This is a genomic window from Pseudomonas sp. Nvir (genome assembly GCF_963778085.1).
Lineage (GTDB): Bacteria > Pseudomonadota > Gammaproteobacteria > Pseudomonadales > Pseudomonadaceae > Aquipseudomonas > Aquipseudomonas juntendi.
Map to the genome: position 1 here is coordinate 208,198 of NZ_OY970405.1, position 23,543 is coordinate 231,740.

The following is a 23,543-nucleotide window of genomic DNA, read 5'->3' on the forward strand; positions in this document are numbered from 1 at the left end:
TGGGATAGGTGGGCTGCCGTTCAAGCTCGGCCGGCTCACCTTGGCATTCTAGGGTGCTGCCAGGCAGTACTGATGGCGGTGTGATACCGCAGGGCTCGGGCAGATGGCCATGGTCGCCTTGAATCGTTACTGAGTAAACAGTTCTGCGTGCTTCATTTCGACCAGAGGGTGCCGTGCAGTGAATGTTTCATATTCTGACTTGGCCCGTCGTGGTTTTGACGCCTGAATTCAGCATAGCTTGCCCTTTTTTCATGGCATGTGGTCTTGGAAAACCAGTGTAGACATGGTCAGTAAGCAGGCGCTGTTTTATTGGCGTTTTCTCGTCGGTTGTTAGTCAAAATTCATCTATAAAAAGCAGCCTGCCAAAGCATCCGCGATCAATAATCGCAGCTGGGTTTCAATCCCTCCTGGCGCAGCACTTCGCGCCGATCGTTATCTCTTTGATTTGCACCAAGGAATGGCCCCTGACGGCGTGGCGCCAGCAGGTTGCGTGGTGGTCTGGCGACTCGGTTTTGCGAGGTTCGCGGCGTAGTTCGGCAAGGTTTATGCTTGCAAAGCGATAGCGTTGTCGAGTGATTGCAGGCGATTAGAATAATGGCGCCAGGTTGCTGCCTATCCAGTGGAAACCGGCCGTTGTGGCGCGGAAATAGTTAACCGTACTGCGCGCGAAACACCGGTTCGCTGACGTACGACATTTGTCCTGCGGATAGGCTTGGCTAAGGTACGAATATCAATGTGACATTACATTGCCGATTGTTTAGGATGGCCTGTATAAGGTCAATAGTTTGGCAGTTAAGTAATTCCAAACAGTTATAGACGGAATATTGACGTCAAAAAACGTCAAAGATCATCGACATAGTTCCGCCTGAAGTGGCCTGCTAGTGCCGCTCTGGCACGGAAGTACCCACTGGGTCACACGGAGAGTCCAATGAGCAGCGTTGTAGCCATCGTCAAAAGTATTGTCGGCCAGGTTATCGCGGTATCCCCAGAGGGCATCCGGCGTGTACTCATTGAAGGTGACCGTCTGTTGGCCGGTGAGGAAGTGCTCACTGGCCCTGGTGGCGCAGTTACCCTGGAACTGGCTGATGGCCGCCTGCTCGACCTTGGCCGTGACAGCCAGTGGAGCGCCGATACACCCGACAGCAGCACCGACCTTGCCCAGGCCACTGCCCAGGCAGCGCCTTCGGTAGAAGAGCTGCAGCAGGCGATTGCTGCGGGTGTCGACCCGACTACCGAGCTTGAAGCTACCGCTGCTGGTCCGTCGGCAGCGGGTGGTGGTGGCGCGGCGGGCGGCGGCCATAGCTTCGTAATGCTGGAAGAGACTGCGGGCCGGGTTGATCCGACCGTCGGTTTCCCCACCGAGGGTTTAAGCTCTGCAGCCGCGCTCAACAGCGTGCAGGTCGGTCAGCTGGGCACCAACAACAATCTGGTGACCCCACCGACCACCGACGCCAACGTTGCTACCGACCTTGTCCTCGGCGCCACCCCTTCCATCAGTGAAGCGGGTGGCGTCATCGTCTATACCGCCACCGTGGGTCAGGCGCCAACTACCAACCTGGTGATTACCCTGTCCAATGGTGCCGTGATCACCATACCGGCGGGGCAGACAAGCGGCAGTGTCAATGTCCAGGTACCGGCAAACGATACGCCTTACATTGATGGCGGGCAGATCTCGACGACCGTCACCGGGAGTACTGGCGGTGGCGGCCTGACCGTCACATTGCCGCAAACGCCGGCGGTCACCCAGGTGACTGATACCATCGACACCACCACCGCAACGCTTACGGCTTCGCCGAGTGTGACCGAGGGCGGCGTGATCACCTATACCGTGACCCTGAGCAACCCTGCTCAGACCCCGGTAACCGTGACCCTGTCCAACGGCCAGACTGTGACCGTTGAAGCGGGTAAGACTCAGGGCAGTGTCGATTTCCAGACCCTGGCCAACGACGTCTACAACAACGGCTCGACTGTCAGCGTCACCATCGAGAACGCCACCGGCGGTAACTTCGAGCAACTGACCCCGAATCCGACTCCGGCCCAGACCACGATCAATGATTCGGTCGACACCACCACCGCAACTCTCACTGCATCGCCGAGCGTGACCGAAGGCGGCGTGATCACCTATACCGTGACCCTGAGCAACCCTGCTCAGACCCCGGTAACCGTGACCCTGTCCAACGGCCAGACTGTGACCGTTGAAGCGGGTAAGACTCAGGGCAGTGTCGATTTCCAGACCCCGGCCAACGACGTTTACAACAACGGCTCGACCGTTAGCGTCACCATCGAAAACGCCACTGGCGGCAACTTCGAACAACTGACGCCGAACCCGACTCCGGCCCAGACCACGATCAATGACTCGGTCGACACCACCACCGCGACCCTCACTGCATCGCCGAGCGTGACCGAAGGCGGCGTGATCACCTATACCGTGACGTTGAGCAACCCTGCTCAGACGCCGGTTACTGTGACCCTGTCCAACGGCCAGACCGTGACCGTTGAAGCGGGTAAGACTCAGGGCAGTGTCGATTTCCAGACGCCGGCCAACGACGTCTACAACAACGGTTCGACTGTCAGCGTCACCATCGAGAACGCCACCGGCGGTAACTTCGAACAACTGACCCCGAACCCGACCCCAGCTCAAACCACGATCAATGATTCGGTGGACACCACCACTGCAACGTTGACCGCGAGCCCGTCGGTGACCGAAGGCGGCGTGATCACCTACACCGTCACCCTGAGCAATCCTGCCCAGACCCCGGTAACCGTGACCCTGTCCAACGGCCAGACCGTAACCGTTGAAGCCGGCAAGACTCAGGGCAGTGTCGATTTCCAGACCCCGGCCAACGACGTTTACAACAACGGCTCGACCGTTAGCGTCACCATCGAAAACGCCACTGGCGGTAACTTCGAACAACTGACTCCGAACCCGACTCCGGCTCAAACCACGATCAATGACTCGGTCGACACCACCACCGCGACCCTCACTGCATCGCCGAGCGTGACCGAAGGCGGCGTGATCACCTATACCGTGACTCTGAGCAACCCTGCTCAGACCCCGGTAACCGTGACCCTGTCCAACGGCCAGACTGTGACCGTTGAAGCGGGTAAGACTCAGGGCAGTGTCGATTTCCAGACCCCGGCCAACGACGTTTACAACAATGGCTCCACCGTTAGCGTCACCATCGAAAACGCCACTGGCGGTAACTTCGAACAACTGACGCCGAACCCGACCCCAGCTCAAACCACGATCAATGACTCGGTCGACACCACCACTGCAACTTTGACCGCGAGCCCGTCGGTGACCGAAGGCGGTGTGATCACCTACACCGTCACCCTGAGCAATCCTGCCCAGACGCCGGTAACCGTGACCCTGTCCAACGGCCAGACTGTGACCGTTGAAGCGGGTAAGACCCAGGGCAGTGTCGATTTCCAGACCCCGGCCAACGACGTCTACAACAACGGCTCGACCATCAGCGTCACCATCGAAAACGCTACCGGCGGTAACTTCGAGCAACTGACCCCGAACCCGACTCCGGCTCAGACCACGATCAATGATTCGGTCGACACCACCACTGCAACTTTGACCGCGAGCCCGTCGGTGACCGAAGGCGGTGTGATCACCTACACCGTCACCCTGAGCAATCCTGCCCAGACGCCGGTAACCGTGACCCTGTCCAACGGCCAGACTGTGACCGTTGAAGCGGGTAAGACCCAGGGCAGTGTCGATTTCCAGACCCCGGCCAACGACGTCTACAACAACGGCTCGACCATCAGCGTCACCATCGAAAACGCTACCGGCGGTAACTTCGAGCAACTGACCCCGAACCCGACTCCGGCTCAGACCACGATCAATGATTCGGTCGACACCACCACCGCAACCCTCACTGCATCGCCGAGCGTGACCGAAGGCGGCGTGATCACCTATACCGTGACCCTGAGCAACCCTGCTCAGACCCCGGTAACCGTGACCCTGTCCAACGGCCAGACTGTGACCGTTGAAGCGGGTAAGACTCAGGGCAGTGTCGATTTCCAGACGCCGGCTAACGACGTTTACAACAATGGCTCGACCGTTAGCGTCACCATCGAAAACGCCACTGGCGGTAACTTCGAACAGCTGACCCCGAACCCGACTCCGGCCCAGACCACGATCAACGACTCGGTCGACACCACCACTGCAACGTTGACCGCGAGCCCGTCGGTGACCGAAGGCGGTGTGATCACCTACACCGTGACCCTGAGCAATCCTGCCCAGACGCCGGTAACCGTGACCCTGTCCAACGGCCAGACCGTAACCGTTGAAGCCGGCAAGACTCAGGGCAGTGTCGATTTCCAGACGCCGGCCAACGACGTTTACAACAATGGCTCGACTGTCAGCGTCACCATCGAGAAAGCCACCGGCGGTAACTTCGAACAACTGACCCCGAACCCGACTCCGGCCCAGACCACGATCAATGATTCGGTCGACACCACCACCGCGACCCTCACTGCATCGCCGAGCGTGACCGAAGGCGGCGTGATCACCTACACCGTCACCCTGAGCAACCCTGCTCAGACGCCGGTAACCGTGACCCTGTCCAACGGCCAGACCGTGACCGTTGAAGCTGGCAAGACCCAGGGCAGTGTCGACTTCCAGACCCCGGCCAACGACGTTTACAACAACGGCTCGACCGTCAATGTCACCATCGACAAAGCTACCGGTGGCAACTTCGAGCAACTGACGCCGGACCCAACACCTGCATCGACTGTCATCCAGGACAGCATTGACCCTGTAACTGTGAGCATCGTCAGCAATGGCAATGTGACTGAAGATCAGCAGCCTGTCTTTACTGTAAAAGTCAGTCAGGCGCTGGATAGGCCACTGACCGTTACCCTGTCCAATGGCGACAAGGTCACCATTGAAGCCGGTAAAACAGAGGTGGAGTACAAGGCGGCAGCCCAAGGTGATGATGTCTTCAAAGATCCCGGCTCTCTCACTCTTGGCGTTACTGACGCAAGCGTCCCAGGTGCCACCTTTGAGAAGCTGGAGTTCGGTAGCCCCGCGACTGTTGAAATCTCAGACACCATCAGTGAGGTTGTAGCCACGCTGACCGCGAGCCCTTCGGTAACCGAAGGCGGCGAGATTACCTACACCATCACGCTGACCAACAAAGATGGTCTGCCGATCAACAACCCTTCGGACCTGTACTTCAAGCTGACCGACGGCACCAACATTGTCGTGGCGGCCAACAGCACCACCGGTTCGGCCACTGTTATCGCGCCGGACAACGTCTACGTCGGCACCAACGCGCCAGTGGTCAACGCCATTGACTCGGTCAGCGGCCAGGATGCGTGGAAGTTCGAGCAGCTGACCCTGGACAAGACCGAGGTCAGCACCCAGGTCACCGACGAGCCTGGCACTCCGGGCAACGAAGGTGACATCGTCAAGGTCACCATCACGGCCGACCAGACCTCGGTCGCCGAGAACGTTAAACCGACGTTCACCGTGCATATCAATCAGCCTTTGGCTCACGACCTGGTCGTGACCCTGAGCAACGATGCCAAGGTCACCATCAAGGCTGGCGAAACCACCGCGGCTTACGAGCACGCAGCACAGGGCGATGACGTCTACCAAGATGCCGGCGAAATCACCTTGGGCATCAAGTCGGCAGCCGACGCTACCGGTGCAGCGTTCGAGAACCTGCAACTGGGCGGCGACGCTTCGGTAAAAGTCACCGACACCATCGATGAAGTGGTCGCCAAACTGACCGCTACCCCATCGGTAACCGAAGGCGGCGAGATTACCTACACCATCACGCTTACCAACAAAGATGGCCTGCCGATCAACAACCACGCGGAGCTGTACTTCAAGCTGAGCGACGGCACCAATATCGTCGTGGCGGCCAACAGCACCACCGGTTCGGCCACGGTTATCGCGCCGGACAACGTCTACGTCGGCGCCAACGCGCCAGTGGTCAACGCCATTGACTCGGTCAGCGGCCAGGATGCGTGGAAGTTCGAGCAGCTGACCCTGGACAAGGCCGAGGTCAGCACTCAGGTCACCGACGAGCCTGGCACTCCGGGCAACGAAGGTGACATCGTCAAGGTCACCATCACAGCTGACCAGACCTCGGTCGCCGAGAACGTCAAACCGACGTTCACCGTGCATATCAATCAGCCTTTGGCCCACGACCTGGTCGTGACCCTGAGCAACGATGCCAAGGTCACCATCAAGGCTGGCGAAACCACCGCGGCTTACGAGCACGCAGCACAGGGCGATGACGTCTACCAAGATGCCGGCGAAATCACCTTGGGCATCAAGTCGGCAGCCGACGCTACCGGTGCAGCGTTCGAGAACCTGCAACTGGGCGGCGACGCTTCGGTAAAAGTCACCGACACCATCGATGAAGTGGTCGCCAAACTGACCGCTACCCCATCGGTAACCGAAGGCGGCGAGATTACCTACACCATCACGCTTACCAACAAAGATGGCCTGCCGATCAACAACCACGCGGAGCTGTACTTCAAGCTGAGCGACGGCACCAATATCGTCGTGGCGGCCAACAGCACCACCGGTTCGGCCACGGTTATCGCGCCGGACAACGTCTACGTCGGCGCCAACGCGCCAGTGGTCAACGCCATTGACTCGGTCAGCGGCCAGGATGCGTGGAAGTTCGAGCAGCTGACCCTGGACAAGGCCGAGGTCAGCACTCAGGTCACCGACGAGCCTGGCACTCCGGGCAACGAAGGTGACATCGTCAAGGTCACCATCACAGCTGACCAGACCTCGGTCGCCGAGAACGTCAAACCGACGTTCACCGTGCATATCAATCAGCCTTTGGCCCACGACCTGGTCGTGACCCTGAGCAACGATGCCAAGGTCACCATCAAGGCTGGCGAAACCACCGCGGCTTACGAGCACGCAGCACAGGGCGATGACGTCTACCAAGATGCCGGCGAAATCACCTTGGGCATCAAGTCGGCAGCCGACGCTACCGGTGCAGCGTTCGAGAACCTGCAACTGGGCGGCGACGCTTCGGTAAAAGTCACCGACACCATCGATGAAGTGGTCGCCAAACTGACCGCTACCCCATCGGTAACCGAAGGCGGCGAGATTACCTACACCATCACGCTTACCAACAAAGATGGCCTGCCGATCAACAACCACGCGGAGCTGTACTTCAAGCTGAGCGACGGCACCAATATCGTCGTGGCGGCCAACAGCACCACCGGTTCGGCCACGGTTATCGCGCCGGACAACGTCTACGTCGGCGCCAACGCGCCAGTGGTCAACGCTATTGACTCGGTCAGCGGCCAGGATGCGTGGAAGTTCGAGCAGCTGACCCTGGACAAGGCCGAGGTCAGCACCCAGGTCACCGACGAGCCTGGTACCCCGGGCAACGAAGGCGACATCGTCAAGGTCACCATCACAGCTGACCAGGTTTCGGTCGCCGAGAACGTCAAACCGACCTTTACCGTGCACATAAACACGGTGCTGGCGCATGACCTGACTGTGACCCTGAGCAATAACGCAGTCGTGACAATCAAGGCCGGTCAAACTTCGAGCGAGCCGTACACTCACGACGCACAGGGCGATGACGTCTACCAAGACGCCGGCGAAATCACCTTGGGCATCAAGTCGGCGGCCGATGCTACCGGTGCAGCGTTCGAGAACCTGCAACTGGGCGGCGACGCTTCGGTAAAAGTCACCGACACCATCGATGAAGTGGTCGCCAAACTGACCGCTACCCCATCGGTGGCCGAAGGCGGCGAGATTACCTACACCATCACGCTGACCAACAAAGATGGTCTGCCGATCAACAACCACGCGGAGCTGTTCTTCAAGCTGACCGACGGCACCAACATTGTCGTGGCGGCCAACAGCACCACCGGTTCGGCCACTGTTATCGCGCCGGACAACGTCTACGTCGGCACCAACGCACCAGTGGTCAACGCCATTGATTCGGTCAGCGGCCAGGATGCGTGGAAGTTCGAGCAACTGACTCTGGACAAGACCGAGGTACAAACTCAGGTTACTGACGAGCCGTCTGGCCAAGGCGACTTGGTCAAGGTCAGCATCGCTGCCGATCAGCTGTCCGTGAATGAAGCCACCGAGCCGACCTTCACCGTCACCCTGAACAAGGCGCTCGACAAGCCATTCACCGTAACCCTGAGCACCGGTGCCACCCTGACCTTCGCAGCAGGCGAGACCACCAAGTCCTATGCCGCTCCGGCGCAGGGCGATGACGTGTTCAAGGACGAAGGCAAGATCACCGTCAGCATCACCAAGGCGGAAGTGGTCGGCGAGCAGCTGGAAAATCTGCAGATCGGCCAGCCTGCTACCGTTGCGGTCACCGATACGCAGAGCCCGGTTACTGCCCAGCTCACTGTGGATAACACTACCGTCGCTGAAGGCGGCAAGATCACCTACACCGTGACTCTGGTCAGCGCTGATCCGAGCCTGCCAGTAACCAACCACAAGGGTCTGACCTTCACGCTGACAGACGGCACCACTGTGACCGTTAAAGCAGGTGAGGCCACCGGTTCGGTTACCGTTACTGCACCAGACAACGTCTACGTCAATGATCCAGTCACCATCACCCAAGGCCTGACCAAGGTCGAAGGCGCTGGCGCCGATCAGTTCGAACAACTGAACCTGGGCAAAGATACCGTCAGCACCTCCGTGACTGACGAGCCGGGTACTCCGGGTAACCCAGGCGGCAACAACGAAGGTGACTTGGTCAAAGTCAGCATCGTGGCCGATCAAGTCTCGGTCAACGAAGCAACCGAACCAACCTTCACCGTTACCTTGAATAAGGCGCTCGACAAGCCGTTCACCGTAACCCTGAGCACCGGTGCGACCCTGACCTTCGCGGCAGGTGAAACCACCAAGTCCTATGCCGCTCCGGCGCAGGGCGATGACGTGTTCAAGGACGAAGGCAAAATCACCGTCAGCATCACCAAGGCGGAAGTCGTCGGCGAGCAACTGGAAAACCTGCAGATCGGCCAGCCTGCGTCCGTAGCTGTGACCGATACGCAGAGCCCGGTTACTGCTCAGCTCACTGTGGATAACACCACTGTGGCCGAAGGTGGCAAGATCACTTACACCGTGACCCTGGTCAGCGCCGATCCGAGCCTGCCAGTGACCAACCACAAGGGCCTGACCTTCACCCTGACCGACGGCACAATCGTCACGGTCAAAGCCGGTGAATCGGTCGGCACCACCACTGTCACTGCGCCAGACAACGTCTACGTCAACGATCCGGTGACCATTACCCAAGGCCTGACCAAGGTCGAAGGCGCCGGCGCCGATCAGTTCGAACAACTGAACCTGGGCAAAGATACCGTCAGCACAGTAGTCACCGATGAACCGGGTACTCCGGGTAACCCAGGCGGCAACAACGAAGGTGACTTGGTCAAAGTCAGCATCGTGGCCGATCAAGTCTCGGTCAACGAAGCCACTGAACCAACCTTCACCGTTACCTTGAACAAGGCGCTCGACAAGCCGTTCACCGTAACCCTGAGCACTGGTGCCACCCTGACCTTCGCGGCAGGTGAGACCACCAAGTCCTACGCCGCACCGGCGCAGGGCGATGACGTGTTCAAGGATGAAGGCAAGATCACTGTCAGCATCACCAAGGCCGAAGTGGTCGGTGAGCAACTGGAAAACCTGCAGATCGGCCAGCCTGCGTCCGTAGCTGTGACCGATACGCAGAGCCCGGTTACTGCCCAGCTCACTGTGGATAACACCACTGTGTCCGAAGGCGGCAAGATCACCTACACCGTGACCCTGATCAGCGCCGATCCGAGCCTGCCGGTAACCAACCACAAAGGTCTGACCTTCACGCTGACTGACGGCACTACTGTGACTGTCAAGGCAGGCGAGGCTACCGGTTCGGTTACCGTCACCGCTCCAGACAACGTCTACGTCAACGATCCGGTGACTATTACCCAAGGCCTGACCAAAGTCGAAGGCGCCGGCGCCGATCAATTCGAACAACTGAACCTGGGCAAAGATACTGTCAGCACAGTAGTTACCGATGAGCCGGGCACTCCAGGTAACCCAGGTGGCAATAACGAAGGCGACCTGGTCAAGGTCACCATCGCTGCGGATCAGCTGTCCGTGAATGAGGCGACTGAGCCAACCTTCACCGTCACTCTGAACAAGGCGCTCGATAAGCCATTCACCGTAACCCTGAGCACTGGTGCCACCCTGACCTTCGCGGCAGGCGAGACCACTAAGTCCTACGCCGCTCCGGCGCAGGGCGATGACGTGTTCAAGGACGAAGGCAAAATCACCGTCAGCATCACCAAGGCGGAAGTCGTCGGCGAGCAACTGGAAAACCTGCAGATCGGCCAGCCTGCGTCCGTAGCTGTGACCGATACGCAGAGCCCGGTTACTGCTCAGCTCACTGTGGATAACACCACTGTGGCCGAAGGTGGCAAGATCACTTACACCGTGACCCTGGTCAGCGCCGATCCGAGCCTGCCAGTGACCAACCACAAGGGCCTGACCTTCACCCTGACCGACGGCACAATCGTCACGGTCAAAGCCGGTGAATCGGTCGGCACCACCACTGTCACTGCGCCAGACAACGTCTACGTCAACGATCCGGTGACCATTACCCAAGGCCTGACCAAGGTCGAAGGCGCCGGCGCCGATCAGTTCGAACAACTGAACCTGGGCAAAGATACCGTCAGCACAGTAGTCACCGATGAACCGGGTACTCCGGGTAACCCAGGCGGCAACAACGAAGGTGACTTGGTCAAAGTCAGCATCGTGGCCGATCAAGTCTCGGTCAACGAAGCCACTGAACCAACCTTCACCGTTACCTTGAACAAGGCGCTCGACAAGCCGTTCACCGTAACCCTGAGCACTGGTGCCACCCTGACCTTCGCGGCAGGTGAGACCACCAAGTCCTACGCCGCACCGGCGCAGGGCGATGACGTGTTCAAGGATGAAGGCAAGATCACTGTCAGCATCACCAAGGCCGAAGTGGTCGGTGAGCAACTGGAAAACCTGCAGATCGGCCAGCCTGCGTCCGTAGCTGTGACCGATACGCAGAGCCCGGTTACTGCCCAGCTCACTGTGGATAACACCACTGTGTCCGAAGGCGGCAAGATCACCTACACCGTGACCCTGATCAGCGCCGATCCGAGCCTGCCGGTAACCAACCACAAAGGTCTGACCTTCACGCTGACTGACGGCACTACTGTGACTGTCAAGGCAGGCGAGGCTACCGGTTCGGTTACCGTCACCGCTCCAGACAACGTCTACGTCAACGATCCGGTGACTATTACCCAAGGCCTGACCAAAGTCGAAGGCGCCGGCGCCGATCAATTCGAACAACTGAACCTGGGCAAAGATACTGTCAGCACAGTAGTTACCGATGAGCCGGGCACTCCAGGCAACCCGGGTGGCAACAACGAAGGCGACCTGGTCAAGGTCACCATCGCTGCGGATCAGCTGTCCGTGAATGAGGCGACTGAGCCAACCTTCACCGTTACCTTGAACAAGGCGCTCGACAAGCCGTTCACCGTGACCTTGAGCACTGGTGCGACCCTGACCTTCGCGGCAGGTGAGACCACCAAGTCCTACGCCGCACCGGCGCAGGGCGATGACGTGTTCAAGGATGAAGGCAAGATCACTGTCAGCATCACCAAGGCCGAAGTGGTCGGTGAGCAACTGGAAAACCTGCAGATCGGCCAGCCTGCTACCGTTGCGGTCACCGATACGCAGAGCCCGGTGACTGCCCAGCTCACTGTGGATAACACCACTGTGGCCGAAGGTGGGAAGATCACTTACACCGTGACCCTGGTCAGCGCCGATCCGAGCCTGCCAGTGACCAACCACAAGGGCCTGACCTTCACCCTGACCGACGGTACCATCGTCACGGTCAAAGCCGGTGAATCGGTCGGCACCACCACTGTCACTGCGCCAGACAACGTCTACGTCAACGATCCGGTGACCATTACCCAAGGCCTGACCAAAGTCGAAGGCGCCGGCGCCGATCAGTTCGAACAACTGAACCTGGGCAAAGATACCGTCAGCACAGTAGTCACCGATGAACCGGGTACTCCAGGTAACCCAGGTGGCAATAACGAAGGCGATCTGGTCAAGGTCAGCATCGTGGCCGATCAAGTTTCGGTCAACGAAGCAACCGAACCAACCTTCACCGTCACCCTGAACAAGGCTTTGGACAAGCCGTTCACCGTAACCCTGAGCACCGGTGCCACCCTGACCTTCGCGGCAGGCGAGACCACCAAGTCCTATGCCGCACCGGCGCAGGGCGATGACGTGTTCAAGGATGAAGGCAAGATCACTGTCAGCATCACCAAGGCCGAAGTGGTCGGTGAGCAACTGGAAAACCTGCAGATCGGCCAGCCTGCGTCCGTAGCTGTGACCGATACGCAGAGCCCGGTTACTGCTGAACTGTCGGTAGACAACACTACCGTCGCTGAAGGCGGCAAGATCACCTACACCGTGACTCTGGTCAGCGCCGATCCGAGCCTGCCAGTGACTAATCATAAAGGCCTGACTTTCACCCTGACTGACGGCACCACCGTGACCGTCAAGGCAGGCGAGGCCACTGGTTCGGTTACCGTCACCGCGCCAGACAACGTCTACGTCAATGATCCAATCACCATCACCCAAGGCCTGACCAAGGTTGAAGGCGCTGGCGCCGATCAGTTCGAACAACTGAACCTGGGCAAAGATACTGTCAGCACCTCCGTGACTGACGAGCCGGGTACTCCGGGTAACCCAGGCGGCAACAACGAAGGCGACTTGGTCAAGGTCACCATCGCTGCCGATCAGCTGTCCGTGAATGAAGCCACTGAGCCGACCTTCACCGTCACCCTGAACAAGGCGCTCGACAAGCCATTCACCGTAACCCTGAGCACCGGTGCCACCCTGACCTTCGCAGCAGGCGAGACCACCAAGTCCTACGCCGCTCCGGCGCAGGGCGATGACGTGTTCAAGGACGAAGGCAAAATCACCGTCAGCATCACCAAGGCGGAAGTCGTCGGCGAGCAACTGGAAAACCTGCAGATCGGTCAGCCTGCGTCCGTAGCTGTGACCGATACGCAGAGCCCGGTGACTGCCCAGCTCACTGTGGATAACACCACTGTGTCCGAAGGCGGCAAGATCACCTACACCGTGACCCTGATCAGCGCCGATCCGAGCCTGCCGGTAACCAACCACAAAGGTCTGACCTTCACGCTGACTGACGGCACTACTGTGACTGTCAAGGCAGGCGAGGCTACCGGTTCGGTTACCGTCACCGCTCCAGACAACGTCTACGTCAACGATCCGGTGACTATTACCCAAGGCCTGACCAAAGTCGAAGGCGCCGGCGCTGATCAGTTCGAACAACTGAATCTGGGCAAAGATACCGTCAGCACCTCCGTGACTGACGAGCCAGGCACACCGGGCAACCCAGGCGGCAACAACGAAGGCGACTTGGTCAAAGTCACGATCGTGGCCGATCAAGTTTCGGTTAACGAAGCCACTGAACCAACCTTCACCGTCACCCTGAACAAGGCTTTGGACAAGCCATTCACCGTAACCCTGAGCACCGGTGCGACCCTGACCTTCGCGGCAGGCGAGACCACCAAGTCCTACGCCGCACCGGCGCAGGGCGATGACGTGTTCAAGGACGAAGGCAAGATCACTGTCAGCATCACTAAGGCCGAAGTGGTCGGTGAGCAGCTGGAAAACCTGCAGATCGGTCAGCCTGCAACTGTGGCGGTCACCGATACGCAGAGCCCGGTTACTGCTGAACTGTCGGTAGACAACACTACCGTCGCTGAAGGCGGCAAGATCACCTACACCGTGACCCTGGTCAGCGCCGATCCGAGCCTGCCAGTGACCAACCACAAGGGTCTGACCTTCACCCTGACCGACGGTACCATCGTCACGGTCAAAGCCGGTGAATCGGTCGGCACCACCACTGTCACTGCGCCAGACAACGTCTACGTCAACGATCCGGTGACCGTTACCCAAGGCCTGACCAAGGTCGAGGGCGCCGGCGCCGATCAGTTCGAACAACTGAACCTGGGCAAAGATACCGTCAGCACAGTAGTCACCGATGAGCCAGGCACTCCGGGTAACCCGGGCGGCAACAACGAAGGTGACTTGGTCAAAGTCAGCATCGTGGCCGATCAAGTCTCGGTCAACGAAGCCACTGAGCCAACCTTCACTGTCACCCTGAACAAGGCTTTGGACAAGCCATTCACCGTAACCCTGAGCACTGGTGCCACCCTGACCTTCGCAGCAGGCGAGACCACCAAGTCCTATGCCGCACCGGCGCAGGGCGATGACGTGTTCAAGGACGAAGGCAAAATCACCGTCAGCATCACCAAGGCGGAAGTCGTCGGCGAGCAACTGGAAAACCTGCAGATCGGTCAGCCTGCGTCCGTAGCTGTGACCGATACGCAGAGCCCGGTGACTGCCCAGCTCACTGTGGATAACACCACTGTGTCCGAAGGCGGCAAGATCACCTACACCGTGACCCTGATCAGCGCCGATCCGAGCCTGCCGGTAACCAACCACAAAGGTCTGACCTTCACGCTGACTGACGGCACTACTGTGACTGTCAAGGCAGGCGAGGCTACCGGTTCGGTTACCGTCACCGCTCCAGACAACGTCTACGTCAACGATCCGGTGACTATTACCCAAGGCCTGACCAAAGTCGAAGGCGCCGGCGCTGATCAGTTCGAACAACTGAATCTGGGCAAAGATACCGTCAGCACCTCCGTGACTGACGAGCCAGGCACACCGGGCAACCCAGGCGGCAACAACGAAGGCGACTTGGTCAAAGTCACGATCGTGGCCGATCAAGTCTCGGTCAATGAAGCCACTGAGCCAACCTTCACCGTCACCCTGAATAAGGCTTTGGACAAGCCGTTCACCGTGACCCTGAGCACCGGTGCCACCCTGACCTTTGCGGCAGGTGAGACCACCAAGTCCTACGCCGCACCGGCGCAGGGCGATGACGTGTTCAAGGACGAAGGCAAGATCACTGTCAGCATCACTAAGGCCGAAGTGGTCGGTGAGCAGCTGGAAAACCTGCAGATCGGTCAGCCTGCAACTGTGGCGGTCACCGATACGCAGAGCCCGGTGACTGCCCAGCTCACTGTGGATAACACCACTGTGGCCGAAGGTGGGAAGATCACCTACACCGTGACCCTGGTCAGCGCCGATCCGAGCCTGCCAGTGACCAACCACAAGGGTCTGACCTTCACCCTGACCGACGGTACCATCGTCACGGTCAAAGCCGGTGAATCGGTCGGCACCACCACTGTCACTGCGCCAGACAACGTCTACGTCAACGATCCGGTGACCGTTACCCAAGGCCTGACCAAGGTCGAGGGCGCCGGCGCCGATCAGTTCGAACAACTGAACCTGGGCAAAGATACCGTCAGCACAGTAGTCACCGATGAGCCAGGCACTCCGGGTAACCCGGGCGGCAACAACGAAGGTGACTTGGTCAAAGTCAGCATCGTGGCCGATCAAGTCTCGGTCAACGAAGCCACTGAGCCAACCTTCACTGTCACCCTGAACAAGGCTTTGGACAAGCCATTCACCGTAACCCTGAGCACTGGTGCCACCCTGACCTTCGCAGCAGGCGAGACCACCAAGTCCTACGCCGCACCGGCGCAGGGCGATGACGTGTTCAAGGACGAAGGCAAGATCACTGTCAGCATCACTAAGGCCGAAGTGGTCGGTGAGCAGCTGGAAAACCTGCAGATCGGTCAGCCTGCAACTGTGGCGGTCACCGATACGCAGAGCCCGGTTACTGCCCAGCTCACTGTGGATAACACCACTGTGGCCGAAGGTGGGAAGATCACCTACACCGTGACCCTGGTCAGCGCCGATCCGAGCCTGCCAGTGACCAACCACAAGGGTCTGACCTTCACCCTGACCGACGGTACCATCGTCACGGTCAAAGCCGGTGAATCGGTCGGCACCACCACTGTCACTGCGCCAGACAACGTCTACGTCAACGATCCGGTGACCGTTACCCAAGGCCTGACCAAGGTCGAGGGCGCCGGCGCCGATCAGTTCGAACAACTGAACCTGGGCAAAGATACCGTCAGCACAGTAGTCACCGATGAGCCAGGCACTCCGGGTAACCCGGGCGGCAACAACGAAGGTGACTTGGTCAAAGTCAGCATCGTGGCCGATCAAGTCTCGGTCAACGAAGCCACTGAGCCAACCTTCACTGTCACCCTGAACAAGGCTTTGGACAAGCCATTCACCGTAACCCTGAGCACTGGTGCCACCCTGACCTTCGCAGCAGGCGAGACCACCAAGTCCTACGCCGCACCGGCGCAGGGCGATGACGTGTTCAAGGACGAAGGCAAGATCACTGTCAGCATCACTAAGGCCGAAGTGGTCGGTGAGCAGCTGGAAAACCTGCAGATCGGTCAGCCTGCAACTGTGGCGGTCACCGATACGCAGAGCCCGGTTACTGCTGAACTGTCGGTAGACAACACTACCGTCGCTGAAGGCGGCAAGATCACCTACACCGTGACCCTGGTCAGCGCCGATCCGAGCCTGCCAGTGACCAACCACAAGGGTCTGACCTTCACCCTGACCGACGGTACCATCGTCACGGTCAAAGCCGGTGAATCGGTCGGCACCACCACTGTCACTGCGCCAGACAACGTCTACGTCAACGATCCGGTGACCATTACCCAAGGCCTGACCAAAGTCGAAGGCGCCGGCGCCGATCAGTTCGAACAACTGAACCTGGGCAAAGATACTGTCAGCACAGTAGTTACCGATGAGCCAGGCACTCCAGGTAACCCAGGTGGCAATAACGAAGGCGATCTGGTCAAGGTCAGCATCGTGGCCGATCAAGTTTCGGTCAACGAAGCAACCGAACCAACCTTCACCGTCACCCTGAACAAGGCTTTGGACAAGCCGTTCACCGTAACCCTGAGCACCGGTGCCACCCTGACCTTCGCGGCAGGCGAGACCACCAAGTCCTATGCCGCACCGGCGCAGGGCGATGACGTGTTCAAGGACGAAGGCAAGATCACCGTCAGCATCACCAAGGCGGAAGTGGTCGGCGAGCAACTGGAAAACCTGCAGATCGGTCAGCCTGCGTCCGTAGCTGTGACCGATACGCAGAGCCCCGTGACTGCTGAACTGTCGGTAGACAACACCACCGTCGCTGAAGGCGGCAAGATCACCTACACCGTGACTCTGGTCAGCGCTGATCCAAGCTTGCCAGTAACCAACCACAAAGGTCTGACCTTCACGCTGACTGATGGCACTACTGTGACCGTCAAGGCAGGTGAGGCCACCGGTTCGGTTACCGTCACTGCGCCAGACAACGTCTACGTCAACGACCCGGTCACCATCACCCAAGGCCTGACCAAGGTCGAAGGCGCCGGCGCCGATCAGTTCGAACAACTGAACCTGGGCAAAGATACCGTCAGCACAGTAGTCACCGATGAACCGGGTACTCCGGGTAACCCAGGCGGCAACAACGAAGGTGACTTGGTCAAAGTCAGCATCGTGGCCGATCAAGTCTCGGTCAACGAAGCCACTGAACCAACCTTCACCGTTACCTTGAACAAGGCGCTCGACAAGCCGTTCACCGTAACCCTGAGCACTGGTGCCACCCTGACCTTCGCGGCAGGTGAGACCACCAAGTCCTACGCCGCACCGGCGCAGGGCGATGACGTGTTCAAGGATGAAGGCAAGATCACTGTCAGCATCACCAAGGCCGAAGTGGTCGGTGAGCAACTGGAAAACCTGCAGATCGGCCAGCCTGCGTCCGTAGCTGTGACCGATACGCAGAGCCCGGTTACTGCCCAGCTCACTGTGGATAACACCACTGTGTCCGAAGGCGGCAAGATCACCTACACCGTGACCCTGATCAGCGCCGATCCGAGCCTGCCGGTAACCAACCACAAAGGTCTGACCTTCACGCTGACTGACGGCACTACTGTGACTGTCAAGGCAGGCGAGGCTACCGGTTCGGTTACCGTCACCGCTCCAGACAACGTCTACGTCAACGATCCGGTGACTATTACCCAAGGCCTGACCAAAGTCGAAGGCGCCGGCGCCGATCAATTCGAACAACTGAACCTGGGCAAAGATACTGTCAGCACAGTAGTTACCGATGAGCCGGGCACTCCAGGTAACCCAGGTGGCAACAACGAAGGCGATCTGGTCAAGGTCAGCATCGTGGCCGATCAAGTTTCGGTCAACGAAGCCACTGAACCAACCTTCACCGTCACCCTGAACAAGGCTTTGGACAAGCCGTTCACCGTAACCCTGAGCACCGGTGCCACCCTGACCTTCGCGGCAGGCGAGACCACCAAGTCCTACGCCGCACCGGCGCAGGGCGATGACGTGTTCAAGGATGAAGGCAAGATCACCGTCAGCATCACCAAGGCAGAAGTGGTCGGCGAGCAGCTGGAAAACCTGCAGATCGGCCAGCCTGCGTCCGTAGCTGTGACCGATACGCAGAGCCCGGTGACTGCTGAACTGTCGGTAGACAACACCACCGTCGCTGAAGGCGGCAAGATCACCTACACCGTGACTCTGGTCAGCGCTGATCCAAGCTTGCCAGTAACCAACCACAAAGGTCTGACCTTCACGCTGACTGATGGCACTACTGTGACCGTCAAGGCAGGTGAGGCCACCGGTTCGGTTACCGTCACTGCGCCAGACAACGTCTACGTCAACGACCCGGTCACCATCACCCAAGGCCTGACCAAAGTCGAAGGTGCTGGCGCCGATCAGTTCGAGCAACTGAATCTGGGCAGCACCAAAGTCAGCACATCGGTAACCGACGAACCGTCTGGCCAAGGCGACCTGGTCAAGGTCAGCATCGTTGCCAACCAGTCTTCGGTCAACGAAGCCACTGCACCAACCTTCACCGTCAGCCTGAACAAGCCGCTAGACAAGGACCTGACCGTTACCCTGAGCAATAACGACACCGTGCTCTTCAAGGCGGGTGAGACCAGCAAGGTCTACACCGCACCGGCGCAAGGTGACGACGTGTTCAAGGACCCGGGCACCGTCACGGTGGGTATCAGCAAGGCCGAAGTGCCGAACGCCACCTTCGAGAAGCTGGAGTTCAGCAACCCGGCCTCGGTCAGCGTGACCGATACCGAAAGCAAGGTCACTGCAGTGCTGTCGGTGGACAAGTCCACCGTGGCCGAAGGTGGCGCGATCACGTACACCGTGACCCTGGTGGGCGATAACAGCAACCTGCCGGTTACCGGCCATGGCGGTGTGACCGTCACCCTGAGCGGTGGCACCCAGGTCACCATCAATGCGGGTTCGGCCACCGGCAGCGTGACCATCAATGCGCCGGACGACGTATACGTAGGCGGCCAGCCGACGATCACCAAGTCGATCACCGACATCACCGTGAGCGGCGACAAGGTGTTCGAGAAACTGGTGCCGAGCACTACCAGCGTCAGCACATCGGTAACCGACGAACCGTCTGGCCAAGGCGACCTGGTCAAGGTCAGCATCGTTGCCAACCAGTCTTCGGTCAACGAAGCCACTGCACCGACCTTCACCGTCAGCCTGAACAAGCCGCTGGACAAGGACCTGACCGTCACCCTGAGCAACAACGACACCGTGCTCTTCAAGGCGGGTGAGACCAGCAAGGTCTACACCGCACCGGCGCAAGGTGACGACGTGTTCAAGGACCCGGGCACCGTCACGGTGGGTATCAGCAAGGCCGAAGTGCCGAACGCCACCTTCGAGAAGCTGGAGTTCAGCAACCCGGCCTCGGTCAGCGTGACCGATACCGAAAGCAAGGTCACTGCAGTGCTGTCGGTGGACAAGTCCACCGTGGCCGAAGGTGGCGCGATCACGTACACCGTGACCCTGGTGGGCGATAACAGCAACCTGCCGGTTACCGGCCATGGCGGTGTGACCGTCACCCTGAGCGGTGGCACCCAGGTCACCATCAATGCGGGTTCGGCCACCGGCAGCGTGACCATCAATGCGCCGGACGACGTATACGTAGGCGGCCAGCCGACGATCACCAAGTCGATCACCGACATCACCGTGAGCGGCGACAAGGTGTTCGAGAAACTGGTGCCGAGCACTACCAGCGTCAGCACATCGGTAACCGATGAACCGTCTGGCCAAGGTGACGTTGCCAAAGTCAGCATCAACGGCACGACGTCTCTGAACGAAGGCGAGACGGGTACTTACACCCTGAACCTCACCCACGAGGCCAAGGACGAAGTCACCGTCACGCTCAGCTACAGCGGCACCGCCAAGAACGGCGAGGACTTCATCGGTGTGACCACTGTGAAGATTCCGGCCAATAGCAGCGGTACCACGTTCACCATCGGCACCATCGACGACAAGCTGGTCGAAGGTACCGAAAACTTTGTGGTAACGATCGTAGGCGTGTCGGGTGGCAAGTTCGAGAACCTGCAGGTGGATACCAGCAAGTCGAGCGTTACCACGGCCATCGTGGACAACGACCACGTGCCGGTTTCGCGCGACGGTGCAGTGTTTGGTGTGGAAGACACCGACTATGTGTTTGCCTGGAGCGACTTCAATGTTTCCGACCCCGATGGCAACACTGGTCTGTCGGTAACCATCAGCTCGATCCCGGGTTCCGGCACGTTGCAGTTCTTCAACGGTACGGCCTGGACCAATGTGGGCGTTGGCCAGGTTGTCAGCCAGGCCAGCATCGAGGCCGGCAACCTGAAGTTCGTTCCGCTGCGCAACGAGTCGGGTACCGATAATTATGGCGGCACCGGCGTGGGCAACCAGCAAGCCGACTACGCGCAATTCAAGTTCAAGCCGAATGACGGCACCAACGTAGGCACTGACTCGACCATGAAGGTCGACATTCGCCCGGTTGCCGACAAGCCGACGCTGAGTTTCGGCAGCGCCGACATTGATTCCAAAGGCCTCACCAAGGAAGTCTGGAACAGCCTCAAAGGTCTGGGCACGGGGGGTAACGGCATTACCGGCGATGACCTGAAGGCGGTCTTTGCCAACTCGGGCAGTGCCAGCTCCAGCAGCACCACGACCAATGTTCAGTCCGATGGCAGCGTTGCAGGTGGCACCGGCTCGAAAACCTCTGGCCTGATCTACCTCGAAGCCGGCAAGACCTACACCTTCAGCGGCACTGCAGACGACAGCTTCGTGGTCACCATCGGCGGCAAGACTGTGGTCACTGCCACCTGGGGTGCTGGTGGCCAGGTGTCGGGGACCTTTATCCCGAACACCAGCGGCTACTACCCGATCGAGGTCTACCATGCCAACCAGGCCGGCCCAGGCAGCTATGACCTGAACATCAAGGTCGGCACCGGTGCTGTCACCGACCTGAGCAGCTCGAACATCAAGATGTACCAGAACGTGACCGAGATGGCCAAGGCTGGCCTGGGCGTGTCCGATCTGCACACTGTGAACGGGCAGAGCTACTACGACGGCTACAAGCTCAACGAAGGGCCGGAAGGCGGCTCGGTCAAACTGGTGGCTATCTCCACCGCCCTGACCGACACTGACGGTTCGGAAACCCTGAGCGTAAGCCTCAGTGGTATCCCCAAAGGGACCGTACTCAGCGACGGTGCAGGCCATACCGTCACGGTAGGCAGCACGCCGGTGGATGTAACGGGCTGGAAACTCAGCAGCCTTACGCTCACGCCACCGACCTACTACAAAGGTTCGTTCGACGTCACGGTCATCTCGACTGCCACTGAAAGCGTGGGTGGTTCGGCTATTACCACCGGCAATATCCCGGTAACCGTGTATCCCGCGACCTACAAGGCCAGCGTAGGCACATCGGGCAACGACGCCATGACTGGCAGCGAAGGTAACGACATCATTGTTGCAGATGTTTCCGGGCTGAACGTTGTAGCGGGCAAGAACTACAACATCGCGTTTATCGTGGACAGTTCCGGCAGTATGACTGACGACTCGATTGCTGCTGCCAAGTCGCAGCTGGCTTCGGTGTTCTCCACGCTCAAAGCAAGCTTGGGTTCCGACACGTCGGGTACGGTAAACATTTTCCTGGTGGACTTCGATTCGCAGGTCAACATGAACGTCGCAGTGAACCTTGCCGACCCGAATGCCCTCAGCCAATTGCAGGCTGTTTTGAAGTCGATGCAAGGTGGGACAGAGGGTGGCGGTACTAACTACGAAGACGCCTTCAAGACTACTGCAAACTTCTTCAAGAGCACGATGGCTACCGGAAACGCCGGTGCGGACAACCTGACGTACTTCATCACGGACGGCAAACCGACGTTCTATCAACGCAATGAAGTTACCGACAAACGGCTGTGGACGGGTGGCAAGACCCTCGACGATGTTGTCAATGTCAACAACTACAAAGTGGGGGGCACCTTCAGCGAATGGGCTGATGCGACGCACAAAGTTGATATCAGCAGTACTGGCGTGGTCAAAGTCTCGACCTATGGCTATAACATATGGGGTAATTTCGTTCTTTACTCCAGCGACACGCTGGGTACGATTCATGCTCAAGGCGATGGTACTTACGAGTTTTCCAGCCAGGGCGGCACTGGTAAGGGCACGACCTCGAACTGGAATGATTCAGCCTCGAATACGACCGACAGCTTCGTGCTGTTGGGAGGCAGTTCTACAGTTCCCGGTTTGAGCAAGGTCTACGCTATTGGCTTGAACGACGACATCAGCCTCAATGATCTGAAGCCTTACGACAGCGCAGGCAAGCCGCAGACCAACATCGACCCGTCCGACCTGGCGAAGGCGATTCTCGGTCATACCGAAGCCACTTTGCCAGGTGCCGATACCATCGACGGTGGCAACGGCAACGACATCATCTTCGGCGACCTGATTACCCTCAATGGTGTCGTCAGCGAGGGCTACCAGGCACTGCAAACCTACGTTGCACAGAAGAGCGGCGTTGATGTCAGCTCCATCACCACCAGCAATGTCCACCAGTACATCACTGAGCATTACAACGAGTTTGACATCTCCGGCGCCAAAGACGGCAACGACATCCTGTCGGGCGGCAACGGCAACGACATTCTCTTTGGCCAAGGTGGTAACGACACGCTCGATGGTGGCAAAGGCAACGATATTTTGCTGGGCGGTACCGGGAACGACACCCTCATCGGTGGCCAGGGCGACGATATCCTGATTGGTGGCAGCGGCGCAGACACCTTCGTGTGGAAGGCGGGTGATTTCGGTAACGACGTCATCAAAGACTTCAAGATGGGGGACAAGGACAAGATCGACTTGAGCGATCTGCTGCAAGGCGAGAAGGGCAGCACCATCGACAATTACCTGAAACTCACCACGGTTGAAGGTACAACCACCTTGCAGGTCAGCAGCGAAGGCAAGCTCAACGCCGCAGGGGGTATCGCCAATGCCGATGTGACCATCAAGCTCGAAGGGGTGAACTGGTCCAACACCACGATCAACTCGTTGATCAGTGGTGCTGACCCGACCATCATCATCCATAACAAGGACAGCTGATGTGTTGAAGGGGCCGCGCCTTACCGTCGTGGCCCCTGCTTGATCCCACAAAGCCGCGCCCGCAAGGGCCCCATCAACCGGGTAATGGCCGTGCCGGCTCTTT

Annotated in this window: 1 protein-coding gene; it reads left to right on the forward strand. The window is 59.0% G+C overall.

All coding sequences use genetic code 11. The features are described from left to right. The first annotated feature begins 928 nt into the window (after window positions 1-928). Window positions 929-23,440, forward strand: coding sequence for a retention module-containing protein (locus tag AACG97_RS01295; RefSeq protein ID WP_338463290.1), 22,512 nt, complete (start codon window positions 929-931; stop codon window positions 23,438-23,440). The last annotated feature ends 103 nt before the right edge of the window (window positions 23,441-23,543 follow it).